19 protein-coding genes and 1 other annotated feature are annotated in these 21,003 nt (G+C 34.0%); of the genes, 4 read left to right on the top strand and 15 right to left on the bottom strand.

What is annotated here, in order from left to right:
• Nucleotides 1–27: 27 nt before the first annotated feature.
• Nucleotides 28–223 (bottom strand) — a binding site (T-box leader).
• A gap of 48 nt (nucleotides 224–271) precedes the next feature.
• The 4 genes from hutI to hutP all read right to left on the bottom strand — a co-directional run bounded on the left by hutI (nucleotide 272) and on the right by hutP (nucleotide 5,259).
• Nucleotides 272–1,513, bottom strand: coding sequence for an imidazolonepropionase (gene hutI, locus LQ679_RS11875; protein WP_239763089.1), 1,242 nt, complete (start codon nucleotides 1,511–1,513; stop codon nucleotides 272–274).
• A complete protein-coding gene (gene hutU, locus LQ679_RS11870; RefSeq protein ID WP_107576684.1) occupies nucleotides 1,506–3,173 on the bottom strand; it encodes a urocanate hydratase in 1,668 nt (555 codons plus the stop codon). Before hutU ends, hutI begins: the two co-directional genes overlap by 8 nt.
• Nucleotides 3,174–3,242: 69 nt before the next feature.
• Nucleotides 3,243–4,727: a histidine ammonia-lyase gene (hutH, locus tag LQ679_RS11865; RefSeq protein ID WP_239763087.1), complete on the bottom strand. Its 1,485-nt coding sequence runs from the start codon at nucleotides 4,725–4,727 to the stop codon at nucleotides 3,243–3,245.
• Between the two features lie 94 nt (nucleotides 4,728–4,821).
• Nucleotides 4,822–5,259 (bottom strand): hut operon transcriptional regulator HutP, encoded by a 438-nt coding sequence (gene hutP, locus LQ679_RS11860; protein WP_037589484.1) that lies wholly within the window; start codon nucleotides 5,257–5,259, stop codon nucleotides 4,822–4,824.
• Between the two features lie 222 nt (nucleotides 5,260–5,481).
• On the opposite strand from hutP, the gene LQ679_RS11855 reads away from it, so the two are divergent.
• Nucleotides 5,482–6,291: an NAD(P)H-hydrate dehydratase gene (locus LQ679_RS11855; protein WP_025906240.1), complete on the top strand. Its 810-nt coding sequence runs from the start codon at nucleotides 5,482–5,484 to the stop codon at nucleotides 6,289–6,291.
• Nucleotides 6,292–6,364: 73 nt separating this feature from the next.
• Here LQ679_RS11855 and gyrA read toward each other — a convergent pair whose 3' ends face one another.
• The 11 genes from gyrA to dnaA form a co-directional block, all read right to left on the bottom strand.
• Entirely contained in the window at nucleotides 6,365–8,965 is a 2,601-nt protein-coding gene (gyrA, locus tag LQ679_RS11850; RefSeq protein ID WP_126476375.1) for a DNA gyrase subunit A, read from the bottom strand.
• A gap of 33 nt (nucleotides 8,966–8,998) precedes the next feature.
• Nucleotides 8,999–10,921 (bottom strand): DNA topoisomerase (ATP-hydrolyzing) subunit B, encoded by a 1,923-nt coding sequence (gyrB, locus tag LQ679_RS11845; protein WP_037589482.1) that lies wholly within the window; start codon nucleotides 10,919–10,921, stop codon nucleotides 8,999–9,001.
• Nucleotides 10,922–10,943: 22 nt separating this feature from the next.
• Nucleotides 10,944–12,059, bottom strand: a complete 1,116-nt coding sequence (recF, locus tag LQ679_RS11840; protein WP_037589481.1) for a DNA replication/repair protein RecF — start codon at nucleotides 12,057–12,059, stop codon at nucleotides 10,944–10,946.
• 3 nt (nucleotides 12,060–12,062) lie between these two features.
• Nucleotides 12,063–12,293: a S4 domain-containing protein YaaA gene (gene yaaA / locus LQ679_RS11835; RefSeq protein ID WP_269750679.1), complete on the bottom strand. Its 231-nt coding sequence runs from the start codon at nucleotides 12,291–12,293 to the stop codon at nucleotides 12,063–12,065.
• A gap of 262 nt (nucleotides 12,294–12,555) precedes the next feature.
• Complete coding sequence (locus tag LQ679_RS11830; protein ID WP_025906234.1) at nucleotides 12,556–12,969, bottom strand: disulfide oxidoreductase; 414 nt, start codon at nucleotides 12,967–12,969, stop codon at nucleotides 12,556–12,558.
• A 15-nt stretch (nucleotides 12,970–12,984) separates the two neighbouring features.
• Nucleotides 12,985–13,716, bottom strand: coding sequence for a DsbA family protein (locus tag LQ679_RS11825; protein ID WP_037589479.1), 732 nt, complete (start codon nucleotides 13,714–13,716; stop codon nucleotides 12,985–12,987).
• Nucleotides 13,717–13,842: 126 nt separating this feature from the next.
• Complete coding sequence (locus tag LQ679_RS11820) at nucleotides 13,843–15,087, bottom strand: ABC transporter permease (RefSeq protein ID WP_239763086.1); 1,245 nt, start codon at nucleotides 15,085–15,087, stop codon at nucleotides 13,843–13,845.
• A complete protein-coding gene (locus LQ679_RS11815; protein ID WP_126476371.1) occupies nucleotides 15,080–15,979 on the bottom strand; it encodes an ABC transporter ATP-binding protein in 900 nt (299 codons plus the stop codon). Before LQ679_RS11815 ends, LQ679_RS11820 begins: the two co-directional genes overlap by 8 nt.
• Nucleotides 15,980–15,984: 5 nt before the next feature.
• Nucleotides 15,985–16,224, bottom strand: coding sequence for a helix-turn-helix transcriptional regulator (locus LQ679_RS11810; protein WP_025906228.1), 240 nt, complete (start codon nucleotides 16,222–16,224; stop codon nucleotides 15,985–15,987).
• A gap of 114 nt (nucleotides 16,225–16,338) precedes the next feature.
• On the bottom strand, nucleotides 16,339–17,472 hold the full coding sequence (gene dnaN, locus LQ679_RS11805) for a DNA polymerase III subunit beta (RefSeq protein ID WP_037589476.1): 1,134 nt from the start codon (nucleotides 17,470–17,472) through the stop codon (nucleotides 16,339–16,341).
• Between the two features lie 166 nt (nucleotides 17,473–17,638).
• Nucleotides 17,639–18,979 carry a chromosomal replication initiator protein DnaA gene (gene dnaA, locus LQ679_RS11800; RefSeq protein ID WP_239763084.1) on the bottom strand — a complete coding sequence of 447 codons (1,341 nt, stop codon included), beginning with the start codon at nucleotides 18,977–18,979 and terminating at the stop codon, nucleotides 17,639–17,641.
• A 551-nt stretch (nucleotides 18,980–19,530) separates the two neighbouring features.
• On the opposite strand from dnaA, the gene rpmH reads away from it, so the two are divergent.
• From rpmH to jag, 3 genes are all read left to right on the top strand, one after another.
• Entirely contained in the window at nucleotides 19,531–19,668 is a 138-nt protein-coding gene (gene rpmH, locus LQ679_RS11795; RefSeq protein ID WP_016999186.1) for a 50S ribosomal protein L34, read from the top strand.
• A 97-nt stretch (nucleotides 19,669–19,765) separates the two neighbouring features.
• A complete protein-coding gene (gene rnpA / locus LQ679_RS11790; protein WP_025906220.1) occupies nucleotides 19,766–20,110 on the top strand; it encodes a ribonuclease P protein component in 345 nt (114 codons plus the stop codon).
• Nucleotides 20,111–20,139: 29 nt separating this feature from the next.
• A complete protein-coding gene (gene jag, locus LQ679_RS11785) occupies nucleotides 20,140–20,937 on the top strand; it encodes an RNA-binding cell elongation regulator Jag/EloR (protein ID WP_037589473.1) in 798 nt (265 codons plus the stop codon).
• Nucleotides 20,938–21,003: the final 66 nt, after the last annotated feature.

The following is a 21,003-nucleotide window of genomic DNA, read 5'->3' as shown; positions in this document are numbered from 1 at the left end:
AAAAAGCACCACGTTCCTCGTTGATACACAAGGGACGTGGTGCTTACGCGTTGCCACCCTATTTAACAGTTATTAAAAACTGCACTCTAAGTCATATAACGGTTTCTACCGATTGTTCTTCTTAAAAGGATAGATTCGTTTAAGTTTCATGACTTGTTTACACCAACCACAAGCTCTCTATACATGTACGCTTAAATTACTTATTCCTAAACAATATAGTTATTAAATTAACATAAATATATCAAATTGATATCATATTTTCAAGCTATACTTAAGATTCAGTCAAGAGACCTGTATTTTCATAAACTTTTTTACCGTTAATGATGACTGTTTCGGCATGGTTTACACCGTAATGATATGGTAAATATTCATGGTTCGGAATATCCCATACAACTACATCAGCTTGATCGCCAACTTCAAGTGTACCTGCTTCTGCATCAATTGCTTTAGCTGCATTAACTGTAACAGCATTCCAAATTTCATTAGGCGTCAGTTTAAGCTTTAATGCCGCAATGCTCATTACAAGTTGAAGGTTGTCTGTCACACAGCTACCTGGATTGAAGTCAGTCGCAATTGCTACTGCACCGTTATGATCAATCATACCTCTAGCATCTGCATATTGATCTTTACCTAAATAGAACGTTGTGCCTGGCAATAATACAGCTACAGTGTCGCTGTCTTTTAACGCTTTCTTATCTTCCTCACTAGAAGCTACGAGATGGTCTGCAGATATTGCACCTTCATCTATCGCTAACCCTAGTCCACCAAGTGGATCGATTTCATCAGCATGAATTTTAACTTTTAAACCTTTATCTTTTGCTGCTTGCATATAACGTCTTGATTCTTCAATTGTGAATACACCTGTTTCACAGAAGATATCCGCGAAGTCAGCTTTATCTTTCACATCATCTAATAAATCAATCATTTCTTGTAAGAATGTTGCATTGTCTTTCGCATCTTTAGGCACTGCGTGTGGTCCTAAAAATGTATGTTTCATTCGAATCGGTAAGTCTTGCGCTAATTGATGTGCCACATTTAATTGTTTTAATTCAGTTGCTTTATCTAACCCATAACCACTTTTAGCTTCTACAGTTGTTGTACCGAATTGAATCATTCTAATAATTTCTTTTTTAGATTTTTCGTATAGTGTTTCTTCACTTGATTCACGAGTCGCTTCAACCGTACTTAAAATACCGCCACCTTGTTTCAAGATATCAAGATAACTTACCCCTTGTTGTTTAAGTGCCATTTCATGTTCTCTAGACCCGCCAAACACTAAGTGTGTATGTGCGTCTACTAAACCTGGTGATACGACTTTATGAGTGGCATCTATCACTTCTTTAGCTTCAAATTCTTCAGTATGTTCACCTGCATAAACGACTTTACCTTCATTTATAACAACTGTGCCATTTTTGATAATATTTAATTCATTTAAAGCTTTCCCTTTAAGAGGTCCGTCAGTCTTCTTCGGCAAAATTAATTCGCCTATATGTTGGATGATGATATCATTCATGGTTATCTTTCTCCTTTAACATTGGAATATCTACGTTTCTTTCTTTTGCAGTATCAATTGCAATGTCATACCCTGCATCAGCATGTCTTGCTACACCCATACCTGGGTCAGTTGTTAATACTCTGCCTAGTCTTCTATCAGCACGTTCACTACCGTCTGCTACTACGACCATACCAGCGTGTAATGAGTAACCCATACCTACACCGCCACCATGGTGAACTGAAATCCAAGAACCACCTGCAGCTGTATTTACAAGTGCATTTAAGATTGCCCAGTCACCTACAGCATCTGATCCGTCTTTCATAGATTCTGTTTCTCTGTTTGGTGATGCTACTGAACCTGAATCTAAGTGGTCACGTCCAATAACGATTGGTGCTGATATTTCACCTTTTCTAACAAGTTCATTTAATGCTAATCCCATTTTTGCACGTTCGCCATATCCAAGCCATGCAATTCTTGAAGGTAATCCTTGGAAAGCAATTTTTTCACTTGCCATATCTAACCAACGCATTAATTTTTCATCTTCAGGGAAGAGTTCACGCATTAATTCGTCTGCTCTTTCAATATCTTTAGGGTCACCACTTAAAGCAGCAAATCTAAATGGTCCTTTACCTTCACAGAATAATGGACGGATATATGCAGGTACGAATCCTGGGAAATCAAATGCATTTTCTAAACCTTCATCGAATGCTACTTGTCTAATATTATTACCATAGTCAAATGCAACAGCACCATTTTTTTGGAATAATAACATTGCTTCTACATGTTTTTTCATAGATGCTGAAGATAATTCTACATATTTTTTAGGGTCACTTTCACGAAGTTTATCTGCTTCTTCAAGTGAATAGCCTTCAGGAACATAACCGTTCAATGGATCATGTGCAGAAGTTTGGTCTGTTACGATATCAATTTTAAATCCTCTATTTAAGATTTCATGATGAATTTCAGCAGCATTACCTACTAAACCTATTGATAAAGGTTTACCCGCTTTTTTAGCTTCTTCTGCTTTTTCTAAAGCTTCATCTAATGAATCTGTCATAACATCACAATATCTTGTTTCGATACGTTTTTCAATTCTAGACGGATCGACGTCTACACAGATAGCGACCCCACCATTCATCGTTACAGCTAATGGTTGAGCACCACCCATACCGCCTAATCCAGCTGTTAATGTAATCGTACCTTCTAATGATCCTCCAAAATGCTGGTTCGCACATTCAGCAAATGTTTCGTAAGTACCTTGAACAATACCTTGAGAACCAATATAGATCCAGCTACCAGCAGTCATTTGACCGTACATCATAAGCCCTTTTTTATCTAATTCATGGAAATGTTCCCAGTTAGCCCATTTAGGTACTAATACAGAGTTTGATAATAATACACGCGGTGCTTCTTCATGCGTTTTGAAAACAGCAACAGGCTTACCAGATTGAACAAGCATCGTTTCATCATTTTCTAATCTTCTTAACGTATCAACAATCGCGTCGAAACTTTCCCAGTTACGCGCAGCTTTACCAATACCACCATATACAACTAACTTCTCAGGATGTTCCGCAACCTCAGGATCAAGGTTGTTGTATAACATTCTTAGAACCGCTTCTTGCTCCCAACCTTTACACTCAATTTCCAAACCTTTTTTCGCTTTAATCGCTCTAGACATATCTCATTTCCCCTTTTCTAAAATATTAAATGCTTAAAATAGAATTGAACTTTATACGTATTTAGTTAACTATCTCAAATATTCACAAACTTTCTCTATATCATGATGGAATACTCTATCTTGTGTGATTGAAGGTACGATTGATCTTAGTTCTTCGTATTTTGCTTTTGTCTTCGGTGATAGTTTGTCTACACCTTTTATTTCTACTGCTTGCAGCGCGATAATACATTCTATAGAAATGACTCTTCGTACGTTCTGTATGATTTGATATGCGTGTCTTGCGCCAATTGTTCCCATTGATACATGGTCTTCTTGGTTTGCAGAAGATGGTATTGAATCCACACTTGCTGGATGTGCTAATGTCTTATTCTCTGATACGAGTGATGCTGCTGCGTATTGCATGATCATTGCACCGCTTTGTAAGCCTGGTTCTGGACTTAAGAATGCTGGTAATCCGCCATTGAGTTGTGGATTAACTAATCTTTCAAGTCTTCTTTCTGATACATTCGCTAACTCAGCGACACCAATTTTCAAGAAATCTACGGCAAATGCTATTGGTTGTCCGTGGAAGTTACCACCTGAGATTACGAGTGTTTCGTCATCGTTATCAAATATTAATGGATTATCATTTGCTGCGTTCATTTCTAATTCTAATTTTTCTTTTACATAATTTAATACTTGGAAGCTTGCGCCGTGTATTTGCGGTATACATCTCAATGTATATGCATCTTGTACACGGACTTCACCTTGTCTAGTTGTTAATTTAGAACCTTCTAACCAATTTCTCATACGCTCTGCAACTTCAACTTGCTCATTAAAGTTTCTTACGATATGCACGTGCTCATCATATGCGTCTACGATACAGTTTAATGCTTGATGTGTTAATGCAGCAATCCATTCTGCATGATATGCAATATTTTCAGCTTCAATATATGCAATTACACCTTGAGATGTCATCGCTTGTGTACCGTTTATAAGGGCTAATCCTTCTTTCGCTTGTAACGAATGTGGTTCCAATCCTACTTCGTGTAAGACTTCTTTCGCATTTCTTGTTTCGCCTTTATAATGGACATCTCCTTCACCAATTAACGCTAAAGCTAAGTGAGATAATGGTGCTAAATCTCCTGAAGCACCTAACGATCCTTGCTCAGGTATGACAGGAATGATTCTTCTATTAATAAATTCTACTAATAACGAAACAAGTTTTTCTGTTACACCTGAATGGCCTTTTAACATCGTATTTAACCTTAAGACCATCATGATTAATGACACATTATCTGGAAAAGGTTTACCCGTACCACATGAATGAGAACGGATTAAATTGACTTGTAAATCGTTATATTTTTCTTTTTCTATTAATACATCACTAAATAATCCGAAACCTGTCGTAATACCATAAATCGTTTCTTTATTTTTAATGATTTTTTCTACTGTTTCTCGACTTTTTCTGACATTAACTAACGCTTCTTCCGAAATAGATATTTGACCATCTTCTTTCAAGAATTGTTTAATGTCTTGAATTGTTAAATCTTTACCATTCAATACTAAGTTCACTGAAAACACTCCTTTTTAGGACACAAAAAAATACAACAAATCAAAATTTGTTGCACCTTTCTTATATCTAATATCTAGTAGGTGTTTCTATGTCTTATATATGATTGATACCTAACCCAATTGTTTCATGTTCTTTACCTTTTATAGGCGCTCCGATTGTACCGTACAAACTCACAGCTATCCATTCACCTTCTGCTTTATCTTGATAAGGATAACCTCTAACTATTGAAAACTTTAAGCCAACCGTTCGCATAATTTCACCAATAGATAATTCACCTCTTGTAATACCATTCACCGCTTCTAAAATCGCATGGTATAACGCGTGTGTTTCTCTATACTGACTTTCCGAAATAATCCCTTGTCTTCTAGCCGCTGTTTCAACAGATGCGATGATTTTATTTAATGACATTGTGCCAATTTTGCCTACAATAAATTGCATATCATGACATTGAGGCATTAATTGCTTTGCCGTTTGCTCATCTGTGATCGTTAATAACGTAGCGTACTTCCCAATTGATATTTGTTCAGTCATGTGAAAGCTCCTATCTCATCTAATAACTAATGTCTATATTTATATTAAGTATACGCTTTCAGAAATTTTCTGACAATACTTTTTAGCACATCCATAGCTCAGTGATTGATTAATATATTAGCCTGTTAAAGTAATTTGTTTGTTACGTTTTGGAAAATTCTCTGTTCAATTTCAACTTTAAGTGGCATAATAAATCGTACAATTATTTGAAGGTGGGTTAATATGAAGACTATTTCATCTGTCACAATTCCAAAAAGAGAACAAGAATCTCATAAAGGGGATTATGGTAGGATATTATTAATCGGAGGTAACGCTAATTTAGGTGGCGCAATTATTTTAGCAGCAAGGGCATGTGTATTTAGTGGTAGTGGACTTATAACTGTTTCTACACATTCATCCAATTTTGCTGCATTACATTCAAGATGTCCTGAAGCAATGGTTTCAGATATCACGGATTTAAAAAAGCTTTCTAAATTAATTGAGCAATCGGATTGTATTTTAATAGGTCCAGGTCTCGGTTTAGATTTTAAAGGGAATAACACATTAACATTTCTATTCCAAAATATTCAGCCACACCAAACATTAATTATTGATGGAGATGCTATTACGATTTTAAGTAAGTTAAAGCATACTTTACCTGAATGTGAGATTATCTTTACACCTCACCAAAAAGAATGGGAAAGACTGAGTAATATCCCGATTGAAGAACAAACTTATGAAAACAATAAAGAAGCGGTTGATGCGTTAAATGCAACTGTCGTATTGAAAAAACATGGTACTGAATTATTCTTTAAAGATCATGAATATAAATTATCTATCGGTACACCCGCAATGGCAACAGGTGGAATGGGAGATACGTTAGCAGGCATGATCACAAGTTTCGTTGGACAATTTGATTTAGAAGAAGCGGTTATTAACGCAACGTATATTCACAGTTATATTGGTGAAAAGCTTTCTAAAGATATGTATATCGTACCACCATCCAAACTTATAGATGAAATTCCATATGCTATGAAATCATTCGAAGCTTAAATATTCAAAATAAAAAAGCATATCACGCTACTGATGTTGATCAGTAAGTTCGTGATATGCTTCTTTTTATATATTATTCTTCGTCATTATCTTGTTCTTCGATGTCTTCATTTACACGTTCCATGAAGTCTTCTCTTAAATCTTCTTTACCTTCTTGAGCGTCAGTTTCAACAGCTTCAGTTTCTGTTGTTTCTTCTAACACTCCTTCAACAGGTGATTCTGCAATTTCATCTTCGTCTGGTTCAACTTTAGCTACTGTTGCAACATGTTGATTTTCACCTAAACGGATTAATCTTACACCTTGAGCACTTCTACCATTTTGAGAGATATCTGCTACGTGTAATCTAATGATGACACCTGAATTTGTAACAATCATCAAGTCTTCGTCACCGTTGACCGTTGTGATACAAACAAGGTTACCATTCTTCTCAGTTAGAGTGGCAGTCTTAATACCTTTACCACCTCTATTAGAGATACGATATTGATCAGCTGACGTACGTTTACCATAACCTTTTTCAGTTACGATAAGTATTTCATCTTGTTGATCTTCATCTGTAACATCTAATCCGATAACTTCATCATCTTCTCTTAATGTAATACCTTTCACACCCGCTGCTGTTCTTCCTAATGGGCGTAATTTAGATTCATCAAAGCGTATTAATGATGCATGTTTCGTACCAATAATGATTTCTTTCGTACCATCCGTCAGTCTAACCGCAATAAGCTCGTCGCCTTCTTTAAAGTTGATTGCGATTTTACCATTTTTGTTAATACGTGAGAAATTAGATAATTTAGAACGTTTAACTGTACCATGTTTAGTAGCAAAGACTAAGTAATCTTCTTCGCTTGATAAGTCTTTAACAGCTATCATCGTACTAATCATTTCATCTTTTTCGATTTCTAAAGCATTAACGATTGGTAAGCCTTTAGATTGTCTAGACATTTCAGGAATTTCGTAACCTTTAAGTTTGTAGACACGACCTTTATTCGTAAAGAATAAGACGTTATCATGTGTACTTAATGTTACGAGTTGGCTAACAAAGTCATCTTCTATCGTATTCATACCTTGTACACCACGTCCACCTCTATTTTGTGAACGATATGTAGATACTGGTAATCGTTTAATATAGTTGTTATGACTTAATGAAATAACGATTTGTTCTTCTGGGATTAAGTCTTCATCTTCAATTTGATCAAGACCTGCTGCCGTAATTTCTGTACGACGCTCATCACCATATTTATCTCTTATTTCAGTAATTTCTTCTCGAATGATTTCTAGTAATTTTTCTTCATCACGTAAAATCTCTTTTAATTCTTCAATAAGTTTAAGTAAATCTTGATATTCTTTTTCAATTTTGTCGCGTTCTAAACCAGTTAAACGACGTAAACGCATATCTAAAATCGCTTGCGCTTGTCTTTCAGATAAGTTGAAACGATTTTGTAAACCTTCCATCGCTTCTGAGTCACTTTGTGATTCACGAATTAATGTAATGATTTCATCGATATGATCTAACGCGATTCTTAAACCTTCTAGAATATGCGCTCTATCTTGAGCTTTTTTCAAGTTATATTTCGTACGTCTCGTTACGACATCTTTTTGGTGTTCTAAATAATGATATAGAACTGCACGTAAGCCTAATAATTTAGGTTTACCATCAACTAATGCAATCATATTCACACCAAATGATGTTTGTAATGGTGTTTGTTTGTATAGGTTGTTAAGAATAACATTAGCATTTGCATCTTTTCTAACTTCTATAACAATACGTACACCGACTTTTAAGCTTGTTTCATCTCTTAAGTCTGTAATACCTTCAATTTTCTTATCACGTGCTAATTCAGCAATTTTCTCGATTAATCTTGCTTTATTAACTTGGTAAGGTATTTCAGAAATGACGATACGTTCTTTACCATTTTTCATAACTTCGATTTCAGAACGTGCTCTCATTAAGATTGATCCACGACCAGTTTCGTATGCACGTCTAATGCCACTTCTACCCATAATTAAACCAGCTGTTGGGAAGTCAGGACCATGAACGATATCCATTAACTCATTTGTCGTAATTTCTGGGTTATGACTAAGCGCTAATACGCCGTCTATAACTTCATTTAAGTTATGAGGTGGAATATTTGTTGCCATACCAACTGCGATACCTGATGTACCATTCACTAATAAATTAGGGAATCTTGCAGGTAAGACTACCGGCTCTCTTTCATTACCATCGTAGTTGTCTTGGAAATCAATCGTATCTTTATTGATATCTCTTAATAATTCACTTGTAATTTTAGCCATACGTGCTTCTGTATAACGCATTGCAGCAGCACCATCACCATCCATAGAACCAAAGTTCCCTTGGCCATCTACTAATGGATATCTATAACTAAAGTCTTGTGCCATACGTACCATTGCTTCATAAATAGATGAGTCACCGTGTGGGTGATATTTACCCATTACGTCACCAACAATACGTGCAGACTTCTTGTAAGGTTTGTCTGAAGTCATACCTTGATCATTCATACCATATAAAATACGTCTATGAACTGGTTTTAAACCGTCTCTAACATCGGGTAATGCACGAGATACAATTACACTCATTGCATAGTCTAAGAATGATTCTTTCATTTCTTTACTGATGTTACGTTCACTAACTCTTGATTGTGGTATTTCAGCCATTAATCATATCCTCCTTAAATCGTAAATGATGCTTTATATATCTAACGTTGCGTATTCGGCATTTTCTTCAATAAATTGACGACGAAACTCAACAACATCTCCCATAAGCATTTCAAAAGTTTCGTCAGCTTCTATCGCATCTGTTAGTGTTACTTGAAGCATTGAACGATGTTCAGGATTCATTGTTGTTTCCCACAATTGATCAGCATTCATCTCTCCAAGACCTTTATAACGTGCTATAGACAATTTCGGTGTTGAGCTAAGTTCCTCTTTTAATTTATCTAATTCTCTATCGTTAAATACATAATATTTTTTCTTACCTTGTTCTACTTTGTATAAAGGTGGTTGTGCAATGTATACATAACCCGCTTCAATAAGTGGTCTCATAAATCTATAGAAGAATGTTAATAATAACGTTCTAATATGTGCACCATCGACATCGGCATCTGTCATGATAACTAATTTATGATATCTCGCTTTACTAATATCAAACTCTCCACCAATACCTGTTCCTAGACCTGTAATCATGGCACGAATTTCGTTATTACCTAAAATTCTATCTAAACGTGCTTTTTCAACGTTTAAAATCTTACCACGTAACGGTAGAATCGCTTGTGTCTTAGAGTCACGACCTAATTTAGCAGACCCCCCGGCAGAGTCACCCTCAACGATGTATAATTCACATTCTTCAGGTTTCTTACTTGAACAGTCTGCAAGTTTACCAGGTAAGCTTGATACTTCTAATGCTGATTTACGTCTTGTAACTTCTCTCGCTTTTTTAGCGGCAAGACGTGCTCTAGAAGCCATCACACCTTTATCTACAATGATTCTTGCCACGTTTGGATTCTCTAATAAGAAACGTTCAAAGAGTTCAGAGAATAATTTATCAACGATTTGACGCACTTCTGAGTTACCTAATTTAGTCTTTGTTTGACCCTCGAATTGAGGATCACCGTGTTTAACAGATACAACAGCTGTCATACCTTCACGTACGTCTTCACCAGAAAGCTTTTCTTCGCCTTCTTTAAGAAGCTTGTTCTTAATACCATAGCTGTTAATAACACGCGTTAATGCACGTTTAAATCCATCCTCATGCGTACCACCTTCATAAGTATGAATGTTGTTCGCATAAGTTAATAAATTCGTCGCAAAACCATTGTTATATTGAATGGCAATCTCAACTTCTACGTCATCTTTAGTATCGTGAATATAAATTGGCTCATCATATAGTACTTCTTTAGATTTATTTAACATTTCAACATAAGATTTAATACCGCCTTCATAGTGGTATGAATCTTCTTGAATGTTTTCGTCATCTCTTTCATCTCTCAATGAAATTTGGATACCTTTATTTAAGAATGCTAATTCACGAATACGTTTTTGTAATGTTTCATAGTCATATTCAGTTGTTTCAGTAAAGATTTCACCGTCAGCTTTAAAGCGTATTGTTGTACCTGTATGATCTGTGTCACCAATGACTTTCAAATCAAATGCTGGTACACCTCTTTCATACGCTTGGTGATAAATTTTATTGTTAAGGTGAACGTAAACTTCTAAATTAGAAGATAACGCATTTACGACAGATGAACCTACACCATGTAAACCACCAGATACTTTGTATCCGCCACCGCCAAATTTACCACCGGCATGAAGTACTGTTAAGATAACTTCTACAGCAGGACGTCCCATTTTCTCTTGAATATCAACAGGTATACCTCTACCGTTATCTGTTACTTTAATCCAATTGTCCTTTTCTATTACAAGTTCAACATGATCTGCATATCCAGCTAATGCTTCATCGATACTGTTATCTACAATTTCCCAAACGAGATGATGTAATCCTCTTACAGATGTAGAACCTATATACATACCAGGGCGTTTACGGACTGCCTCTAAACCTTCTAATACTTGTATCTGATCTGCACCATAACTTGAAGCGTTATTTTGTTCTGACACGTATTTCCACCTTCACTTTCATCTACTCAATAATATTGCCTTTAGATACGTTAAATACCTTGGCATCTTTCATAATCTCATGCTCTATTCCATCAACAGATGTTGTTGTTACAAACGTTTGTACCTTCTCTTGAATTGTACTTAATAAATGGGTTTGTCGATTATCATCAAGTTCACTTAGCACATCGTCTAACAGTAGAATTGGATATTCACCTACAACTTGATTAATCAACTCAATCTCAGCAAGCTTTATGGATAATGCTGTCGTACGTTGCTGTCCTTGAGAACCATAAGTTTGTACATTCATATCATTAACATGAAAACTAATGTCGTCTCTATGCGGTCCAAAGCGTGCACTTCCACGTTCAATCTCTTTATCCATTGAATCATTAAGCAACGAACAAAAAGCCTCTTTCAATTCAGTTACATCTTGATATGTTTCTGACAGTTTAATATTCGGCTCATATTGAACCTTTAAACTTTCTTTTTCGCTCGTAATGCCTTGATGAATCACTTCGGCAATCTTTTCTAATTCACGAATAAAGTGCGCACGTTTCAAAGTCACATTGGCTGCCGCTTCTGAAAATTGCTCATTGAATACTTCTAACATCGTTCGATCTTTCATTTTCCCAATTTGTAATTGTTTGAGGTAATGATTTTTTTGTTTAAGTAATCTTTGATAATTAGATAAATGATTTAAATAGACCGCAGACATCTGACCGAGTTCCATATCAATAAAACGTCGTCTGATTTGCGGGCTACCTTTTACAATATTTAAATCTTCTGGTGCGAACAACACCACATTTAAGTGACCAATATACTGCGTTAATCGACTCTGTTCTAGATGATTAACTCTCGCCTTTTTGCCTTTTTTCGTAATGATTAAAGAAATAGGCATTGAGCCATGGCGATAACTTAGTTCACCTTCTATTTTACCATACTCTTCACCAAACTGTATGAGTTCTTTATCATTCGAAGTCCTATGACTTTTAGCCAGTGCTAAAGTATAGATAGATTCTAATAAATTCGTCTTACCTTGCGCGTTCTCACCAATTAAAATATTAACATTGGAATTAAAATCAAGTGTACATTTATCATAATTTCTATAATGAGTTAAAGTAAGTTTCTGTAATATCATAATCTATTCACTGAGATGGTTAATACGAAATTGACCTTCAGAAGGAATTTCGACTAAATCACCATCATGTAATTTTTTGCCACGACGAGTTTCACGTTCACCATTTATTAATACTTCTTCATCTTGGAGGAACCATTTAGCCTGACCACCCGTTCCAATGACGCCTTCATTTTTTAGGAATTGACCTAAAGTAATATCGTCTTTTACTGAGATATCTTGTACCACTATCTTCACTCCAATCTTAATTAGTCATCTCTATATTATACCTTTTTTTCACCAAAAAATCATGCTTTTACGCACAATTCATTTTAAGATAAATTAATCTTCAAAATATTTATATTCTAAGTGAAAAATTAAGTCCGGAACTTAAACATTATTTTCATAATAAAATCAAAAAAGTATAGCTAACGAACATAGTGAGATACTATGACGCCCTATCCTTACACTTTCACACAAAAAAGCTGAGACAATGATTTTTGTCTCAGCTTTTCGAATATTATATTGCTTTATCTTTCTTTGTAAAAATTAAAATCAAACTGATTAACAGGAATGCTGTTCCTGCTAAAAATGGAATTGTGATGAATCCAAATACATTGATATATTCTGATGAACATGGAACACCTTGTGTACATGGTTTGATTTCAGCAAATCCTGGTACTTTTTGCTCTAAGTAATGCCATGTGGATATCAATAGTCCAATGATTGATAACGGTAGTGCTATTTTTTTAACATTAAAATCATTTTGGAATGAGCCTATTCCGAGTATTAACACGAGTGGATACATACAGATTCTTTGATACCAGCACATTGTACATGGGACAAATTGTCGTATCTCACTAAAGTATAAACTACCTAACATAGCTACTAAAGCTATTACCCAGGAAATAAATAGTGCATATTGTTGCTTCAAATATATCACCTATTTTTATTTATTTTTCTTTTCTATCGCTTGATCGATTGCTTTAGAAACTTTGTCGTAATCCATTGGATCTGATAGTACTTTACCGTCTACCACAATTGTAGGTGTAACATCTACATCGTATTTATTTGTTAAATCTGAATCATTTTTCATTTGTTTATAAGACTCTGAATTTCTATCTTTCACTAATTTCATGATTTGATCTTTTTTAGATTTATCAATATCTAATCCGTCTACTGCTTTTTGGACTACTTTAAGATCTAACCATTCATCGTCTGTTTCTGCATTATGGTCATCTGGTTGAGCTTCAAATAATGCTCTGTGGAAATCCCAATATGCATCAGGTGCGATTTTATAAACAGCATGTGCTGATGCACCACCAATTTCAGATCCTTCACCGTGGAATGGTGCGTTCACAAATCTATATTCCACTTTGTCTTTATCGATATAATCTTTTTCTATTTGATCCATGTAATTCGTTTCAAATGCTTTACATGCTGGACATTTAAAATCTCCAAATTCAACTATTTGAACTTTAGCTTTGTCTTTTTTATGTGTTGGATTATCTTTTGTATCTTTTGATAAGTCTGTGGCTTTAACAGTTCTATCAAATAGACTATCTTCTTTGTTGTCACTTCCGCTTCCACCAAACACAACAAGCAATACGATACCTACGACAACAACAAGTATTGCTATCATTAAAAACATAATATTACTGTTACTATTTTTATTCGCCATATTAATCCCTCAATCTCTTTTGTTGATAATATAAATTTTATACTATCACTTAAAGAAATTCTATATCATTCACTAAAAATTCATTAAGGTTTTGTGACAAAATGGTGATTAATATTTTCGTAAAAATTATTTAGTAATATTTAATGCATTTTTTAAATTTTTGATAACGCCTTTTTCATAAGTGAGCACGCTACCACGATACGTTTTCGCTGCAAACACCAGTAGAATGATACATGTAACAATTGAAATGACAATTCCTAAAAGTAAATGCCATTCAGGTGTTGATTCTGATGTAGTTCTTAATAACATGACCATTGGCGATAACATCGGAATGAAGCTTGTCACTTTTACAAGCATCGTATCTGGGTTTGAAATACTAAATATCGCAATATAGAATGCCGCTAATGAAATAAATGTAACTGGCATCATAGATTGAGCAAGATCTTCTATACGGCTCGTTAATGCCCCTAGAATAGCCGCTAATGAAATATAGGATACAACACCCAAAATTAAGTAAACTGCGCCATAAATAATGATTCTCGTCGTCTCAGGGCCATATTCTACTCCAGCTGACTCAAATAATCCTTTCAAATCAAATGCGAATATACTAATTACAATTGCCAGTATGATAAAGAATATTTGTGTAAATGCAACTGCGATGATTGCGAGAATTTTCGCTGACACATGAATCGACGGTTTAACACTTGTAACAATCATTTCAATCACACGTGTTGTTTTTTCAGTCGCAATTTCTGAACCAATCTGGTTAGCGTAATTGATTGTGATAAAGAACGATAAGAAAATGATGATGTAAACAACTGCTGAGTTTAATGCTTGAACTTTCGGATTAACATCACTAGATTGTTTTTCATCATTCGATTTAATTTCTTCTGTCTTCACATCACTTGGTGTATTTAATGTTTTTAAATCTTTTTCTGATAGATTTAATTTTTGAGCTGTTAATGATGATTGCATTTGGCTAAGCGTTGATTGTAAGGTCATTTTCTCACTTTCACTGACATTGCCTTTTTCATAAATTGTGCCATTTACTTTTTCACCGTTCACGTTTACTTGAATTAAACGTTTATACTTTTCGTCTTTAACACCTTTTTTACCTTTTTCGAGTGAAACTTTTTCTACTTTTTCAATATCGTCGTTTTGTTTATATTGCTTTTCTAATACTTTATAAATCATGTCGTTATCTGTTTGTATCGCGACAACTTTACTATCGTTATCAAAGAAATCAATAATTTTGTCGATGTTACTTAATGCAAAGATTAAAATCATAAAAATTGCAGTCATGATGATAAATGATTTACTTTTCACTTTTTGCATATACGTTAAATTAAATGTCGGCCAGAATTTATTCATGCTTATCACCTACCTTAGCTATAAAGATATCGTTTAGAGATGGTTCAGCAACTTGGAATCGTTTGAGGTAACCTAACTTCGTCACATTTTGATAAATATTTTCTGCATATTTTTCATCAGAAATTGTGATTTTAACGCCTTTTTTAGTCGTTTTAAATGCTTCTACACCTTCAAAGTCTTTTAAGAATCCTAAATCGTAGTCGCCTTCGATAAATACATCTTTCTTACCAAAGTCGTCTTTAACTTGATCAAGAGAACCAGCAACGACTGCTTTACCTTTATTCATAATGCAAATATAGTCACAAAGTTCTTCTACGTGTTCCATTCTATGCGAGCTGAATATAATCGTTGTGCCTTGTTCTTTTAAATCTTTAACAGCAGCTTTAAGCAATTCAACATTGACTGGATCAAGTCCACTGAATGGTTCATCAAGAATTAATAATTCAGGTTTATGAATGATTGCTGCAATCAGTTGAACTTTTTGTTGATTACCTTTCGATAATGCTTCGATCTTTTTTTCTTTATTTTCGAATGCATCAAATCGTTTTAACCAATAATCTAATGCTTCTGAAATATCTTTTCTTTTCATGCCTTTTAGCTCAGCTAAATATTGCACTTGCTCCCAAACTTTTAATTTTGGATGTAAGCCTCTTTCTTCAGGTAAATAACCAATCGTATTCGTCATATTATAGTCAATTGGCTTATCGTTAAACGTCACAACACCTGTTGTCTTTGGTAATAAACCTAAAATCATACGAAATGTTGTTGTTTTACCTGCACCATTTCCACCTAAAAATCCATACATCGTACCTTTAGGAACTTCCAAATTAACATCATGTACTGCCGTAAAGTCATTGAATTTCTTGGAAACATCTTTAATTAGTAATGTCATAATGTTTACTCCTTTTCTTTGGATTCTAATTCTGAAATATCTATATTCTCGTCTTCTTCAAAAATAAATAATTCATCAATAGATACTTCGAACACTTGAGAAAGCTTATGTGCTAATACTAACGTGGGATTGAATTTGTAACGCTCAATAGAATTGATAGTTTGTCTAGACACTTTAACCAATCGAGAGAGTTCACTTTGCGTCATGTTTTTCTGTGTACGATATTCATAAACTTTGTTTTTCAATTCATCACTTCCTGTCAAGTTAACTTTACATTATATGAATTTTTACACTATGTCAAGTAAACTTGACACAAAAAAAGCTGAGACCCAAATCGGGTCCCAGCCATTACATGCTGATTAATATGTTCTGATCGGTAAGATAAGTTGTACGACTGTTTCGTCATCTTTAGGTTTAAGAATAAATGGTCTCATTGTACCAAAGAATTCTACTTGTACTTCATCGTTGTCGATAGCTTTTAATGCATCCATCATGTATTTAGAGTTGAATGAGATTTTTAATGACTCGCCTTCAACATTGTCTGTAGATACATCTTCTTTAACTGTACCGATTTCTGGTGAAGTAGATGATAATTCAACTTTATCAACATCCGTAGATAATTTAATGACGTTGTTACCACCTTCACGCGCTAATAATGATGCACGATCTATTGCGTGGTAGAACTCACTGTTATCTAAGATGATTTTAGTTTCATAGTTCTCTGGGAATAATCTTGTTGTATCTGGATAGTTCCCTTCAAGTAATCTTGAAATAAAGTTAATGTGACCAACTTTAAATAATACTTGGTTACTTGCAAAGAAGATATTGATGTCTTCTTCAGAATCAGAAACGATTTTGTTTAATTCAGATAAAGCTTTACCTGGGATAATCACATTTTTATCATCGATTTCTTCGTCTTCTAATTTTAATTTTCTTAATGCAAGTCTGTGTGAATCTGTTGCAGTACAGATGAGTTCATTGTTTTGAATAAGCCAGTTAACACCTGTTAATACAGGACGTGTTTCTGACGTGGACACTGCAAAGTTCGTTTGTGCGATAATGTTCTTTAATACTTTGATTGGTAATTTAATGGCATCGTCTTCAGATACTTGTGGTAATAATGGATATTGATCTGGATCTAAACCACTTACGTTAAATTCAGAATGTCCTGATGTGATAAGTGTTTTAAATTGATCATTCGTTGATAAATTAACAGTTTTACCTGGTAATTTTTTAACGATATCTACAAAGAAACGTCCTGGAAGTACTACAGAACCTTTTTCTTCAATATCTACAATTTTTTCACCATCAATATTTTGATTTATTGTTATTTCTATCGATATTTCAGAGTCTGATCCTGTTAAGATGATGCCTTTATCTGTCGCATCTATCTTGATTCCTGTAAGTATCGGTAATGTAGTTCTTGGTGAAATAGCTTTTAATGTATCATTCAATTGATTAAGAAAGTAATCTCGTTGAATTGTAAATTTCATAACTTATAAAACTCCTTCCAGTCGTTATATATTTAATTATATATCTTTTAAAATCATAGTAATAGTCATAGGGGCTGTGGATTGGTGGATAACCCGCTTTAAATAGCGATATAAAAGTTATTCACATGTTGATAAACTGTGTATGACTGTGCACAACTTATCCACATTATCCACGGATTTGTTTTTCTAGTTGTTCTAAATCATTTTTGAGTTCTGGATTATTTTCTAAATCTTTTTTAATTTTATCATGTGCATGGATGACAGTAGTATGATCTCGTCCACCAAATTCTTCACCAATTTTAGGTAATGAAAAATCAGTAAGTTCTCTTGATAGATACATAGCGATTTGTCTCGGATATGCAATTGATTTTGTACGTTTCTTAGCAGCAAAGTCTTCGATTCTAACGTTATACATTTTACTAACCGCTTGTTGAATGTCTTGAATCGTGATTTTAGTTGATCTTGGTGATGAAATAATATCTTTAAGCGCTTCAGCTACTAAATCTGTGTTGATCGGTTTATTTCTAAGTTTGGAGTATGCTAATACTCTCGTTAAAGCACCTTCTAATTCACGTATATTGGATTGAATAGAATTAGCGATATAAGTTAAAGCTTCAACAGGTATATCTAAATTTTCTTCTTCGATTTTCTTTTGTAAAATAGCCATTCTCGTCTCAAAGTCAGGAGGCGTAATATCTACTATTAATCCCCATTCGAAACGTGTTCTTAAACGATCTTCTAAAGTTGGAATTTCTTTAGGCGGACGGTCACTTGAGATGACAATTTGCTTTTTATTTTGATGTAAATCATTAAAAGTATGGAAGAATTCTTCTTGCGTTTGTTCTTTCTTTTGAATGAATTGAATGTCATCTATTAAGAGCACATCGATGTTTCGATACTTGTCTCTAAAGCTTTCCGTATCGTTCATACGTATAGACTTAATAAATTCATTTGTGAATTTTTCGCTAGATGTATATAGAACGTTCGCATTTGGATTTTGTTCAAGTACATAATGACCAATTGCATGCATTAAATGTGTCTTTCCTAAACCGACGCCTCCATATATGAAAAGCGGATTATAAGCATTGGCTGGTTCTTCGGCTACTGCTAGTGAAGCAGCGTGCGGGAACTGGTTACCAGGCCCAATAACGAATGTATCAAAAGTGTTATTACTGTTCAGCTGACTATTTGTAACTTCTTCATATGCTTCAGTTTCTTTAGGTTTTTCTGGCTGTTCAGTGAAATCTTCACTTTGTAAATCTTCTTCTGATATAAATTTAACTTGAACTTTGTCTCCAATCACTTCATAGATAAAGTTTGTGACGTGTTCATGATATTTATTGGTTAACCACTCAGCAACAAAAGGACTTTGTGCAACAACTATTGCGTGCTTACTATCAATTTGATGTAAGTAAGTCCCTTTGAACCATGTATTATAACCAGCAGAAGCGATTTGATCTTCAGCAATAGATAACACTTGCTCCCAAATTTCTTCTTTTGAATTCATAAAAGTCCTCTTTCTCATTTAAATTTATTGAGTTATACACATAAAATAAGATTGTTGATAAAGAAAATCACAGGCTGTGAATTATTATCCACAACTTACACACAAACGGTGGATAACTACACTTTATAATTCTCTTGTCCACAATCTTTACACGTAAATATTTATGAAATAATCACAGTAATATCAATGCTTTGTATAACTTATCCACACAATTATACTTTTAAACAAATCGAGTTGTCAAATACCTGTGAATATGTGCAGTTTGGTGAGATTATTTTGTGAATAAGAATAAATCTTAATCAATTTATCCACAAAAAGTTGGTTATGCATTGTGAATAAGTGGATAACTTAATAAATAGAAGTTGTAAATTTCTTCTTGATTTTTAAAATCTGATTTGTTATAGTTTAGTAGTTATTGAAATTGTGACAAATCACACGTATGGTATAAATAATTTTGAAACTAATCTTCTGATATATATAAATGAATATCATACAAATGATAATCTAATGTAGAATTAGATGTTAAGAATAATTAATGGAGGTGTTCTTAAATGGTAAAACGTACGTATCAACCAAATAAACGTAAACATAGTAAAGTACACGGTTTCCGTGCACGTATGAGTTCTAAAAACGGCCGTAAAGTATTAGCTCGCCGTCGTCGTAAAGGTAGAAAAGTATTATCAGCTTAAGATCACTGAAGAGCAGTGGTCTTTTTTTTGTTTTAATTGAAGGAATTGTTTTGTATAATAAACAATAATTAAGTGATGTATTGTGGAGTGGATGTTTGTGGAAAAGGCTTATCGAATAAAGAAAAATAATGATTTTCAAAGAATTTATAAAAAAGGTAAGTCAGTCGCTAATAGACAATTTGTTATTTACACAGCTGAAAATGATCTTGATCACTTTAGATTAGGTATAAGTGTTTCAAAGAAAATGGGTAATGCTGTTACAAGAAATAGAATTAAAAGGTCCATTAGAGAATGTTTTAAGAATCATAAAGAAAATATTATTCCTAAAGACATCATTGTTATCGCTCGAAACCAAGCTGTTGATTTAAAAGTCATTGAAACACAGAAGAGTCTAGAGCATGTATTGAAGATTGCTAAAGTTTTTAATAAACGTATTCCCTAAGTATTGATATATTACTAGGAGGTTGCAGCATGCTTAAATCGCGCTATGAAGGACAATCAGTAGAACAAGCACTACAACAAGGTTTAGAAGATTTAAATGTTCAAGAACAACAAGTAAGAATTGATGTTATTAATGAAGGTAAAAAAGGTATTTTTGGATTTATGAAACAAGATGCACAAATTGAACTAACTGTAATCGATCCAGAACTTAAACAGTTTGAATCAATTGAAGCATTAAAAAATCGTCACGCGTCGGTCGAAGAGGATAATAGCCCAATAACAGATGAAGTGACACATCAAGAAGACACAATAATAGAAGAAAAAGATATTCAGTCAGAAACAGGTATACGTGAAGATCGCAATCAGAAAAAAGATTCATTAAATGAAGTGGCACAAAACACTTTAGATTATGTACTTAATATCATAAGAGAAATGAATATTGATGTAGATGGTTCATATGAGATTAAGTCTAATACAATTTATATTAATATGACTTCCAACAATGCTGCTTATATAATAGGTAAGCGTGGTCAAATTTTGAACGCCTTACAAATAGTAGGTCAAAATTATATGCATCAATTTGTTAAAGGTTATTATACGCTTATATTAGATATCGAATCGTATCGAGAAAAGCGTAAAGAAACGTTAGAGAAGTTGGCACTTAATATGGCTAAGAAAGCAACTCAAACAAAGAGACCAGTTAAATTGGAACCTATGCCAAACTTTGAACGTAAAATTATGCATCAAGCAGTCAGTAAAATTGAAAATATCGAAACATACTCTGAAGGAAGAGAACCACATCGATATTTAGTCATTAAGAATAAATAAAAATAATCGGAGTGAGTCATCTCGCTCCGCATTTTTTCGAACAATATATTCGAAAAATATTACAAA

This window comes from Mammaliicoccus sp. I-M35, assembly GCF_022386455.1.
GTDB lineage: Bacteria > Bacillota > Bacilli > Staphylococcales > Staphylococcaceae > Mammaliicoccus > Mammaliicoccus sciuri_A.
Note: the sequence above shows the minus strand (reverse complement) of the source record. Positions and strands in the feature narration are given on the sequence as shown.